Below are 1,198 nucleotides of genomic sequence, written 5' to 3'. Positions count from 1 at the left end.
TCATTTTCAATAAGACTATTTTGAGTATTTTAACTGGTTGACAAAATGCACTTTATCTTAACCTCTCACGGATGCTCAGAAAATGGAGCTATATCTTGTTTTGGTGTTCCTAAACAAACCCAGAGCAAATCGTAACGCTCAAGAAGTTGGTAAGTTTTAACACAAGCTCGTGCGGGAGGCGATTGGTCTGGATTAGCTGGAGCTAGTATACATTGGCCTTCGCTGTTAAAGGCTAAACCGTGGTACGAACAGACAAGGGTCTGTTTATTGACATATCCCAAAGAAAGACGAGCGCCACGATGAGGGCAAAGGTCTTGCCAAGCTAGAACTTTGTCGCCATTATGCCAGAGTACTAAATCTGAGCCTAATAAACGTTTGTGCAGAACTGTTCCAGGTTGGAGGTCTTGCGAGCGGGCTATTACATGCCAATCATTCAGCAAAATCTGGTCTTGCACCATGAGTATCGACACCCTTGAGGTCAAATACCTATATCTTAATCAGAGTGAACATGAAACTTGAACTTGATTTTGGAAGCGATCTGGTAGGCTGGGCGCTTGCTTTTCGCTACCATCAACTACAAAAATCATCCACCCGAATATCCCGCCAGACATCAGAAACTTGCCAGCCGGAATTACCCACAGATTGTACTGGAGGATTGTCAAGCAATGGAATATAGTCAGGAACTCTAGGCTCTGAAATCGCTACTGGTTGCTCATCAACCTCAACCACAGGGGCAGTAGAATTGTCAGTATTAGCTTGAAGAAGTTGGTCTTCAGCCTCCTCGATTAGCTTCATCTGTCTCAGGGTAAGCTTGTCGGATTTTTTGATGATCTTCTTGGTATCTATATCATTAGAAGTTTTCATGTGCTGTTCCTTCAAAGGCATTGGCTCAAAATTTGGATGAGTAAATTTGGGAGAAGTTAGGTATAAATAATTTGCACGGAATTAACAAGGTACACCAAATTTATGGAAAATACGAGTCTCTTGCTGAAGAATTTATTAATTGGATATAAATCTCTTTTTCGGGCAGATGCCCTAGCATAATCTGTTGCAGAGATGTAAGTATTAAGCGATCGCTTTTTTCCTCATGACTGTACTTCAAGATTGTTTTGCGCTTTTGACTTTCAAGAAACACTTGATGTAAAGCTTATGTAGAAAGGGTTTGATAAAATGAAGCTTCCTCCTTATCTTGGGATTT

The 1,198-nt window shown here is 41.0% G+C and carries 2 protein-coding genes; both read right to left on the bottom strand.

What is annotated here, in order from left to right; all coding sequences use genetic code 11:
• Positions 1-65 precede the first annotated feature (65 nt).
• Positions 66-458: a Rieske 2Fe-2S domain-containing protein gene (locus ACEYW6_RS36290; RefSeq protein ID WP_412983618.1), complete on the bottom strand. Its 393-nt coding sequence runs from the start codon at positions 456-458 to the stop codon at positions 66-68.
• A gap of 112 nt (positions 459-570) precedes the next feature.
• Positions 571-864 (bottom strand): hypothetical protein, encoded by a 294-nt coding sequence (locus ACEYW6_RS36285; RefSeq protein WP_412983617.1) that lies wholly within the window; start codon positions 862-864, stop codon positions 571-573.
• Positions 865-1,198: the final 334 nt, after the last annotated feature.

The organism is Nostoc sp. UIC 10607, from assembly GCF_047228265.1.
Classification (GTDB): Bacteria; Cyanobacteriota; Cyanobacteriia; order Cyanobacteriales; family Nostocaceae; genus Nostoc; species Nostoc foliaceum_A.
Note: the sequence above shows the minus strand (reverse complement) of the source record. Positions and strands in the feature narration are given on the sequence as shown.

Coding starts and splice junctions, on each gene's coding strand:
- ACEYW6_RS36290 (WP_412983618.1), bottom strand. CDS start 458: ATGGTGCAAGACCAGATTTTGCTGAATGATTGGCATGTAATAGCCCGC.
- ACEYW6_RS36285 (WP_412983617.1), bottom strand. CDS start 864: ATGAAAACTTCTAATGATATAGATACCAAGAAGATCATCAAAAAATCC.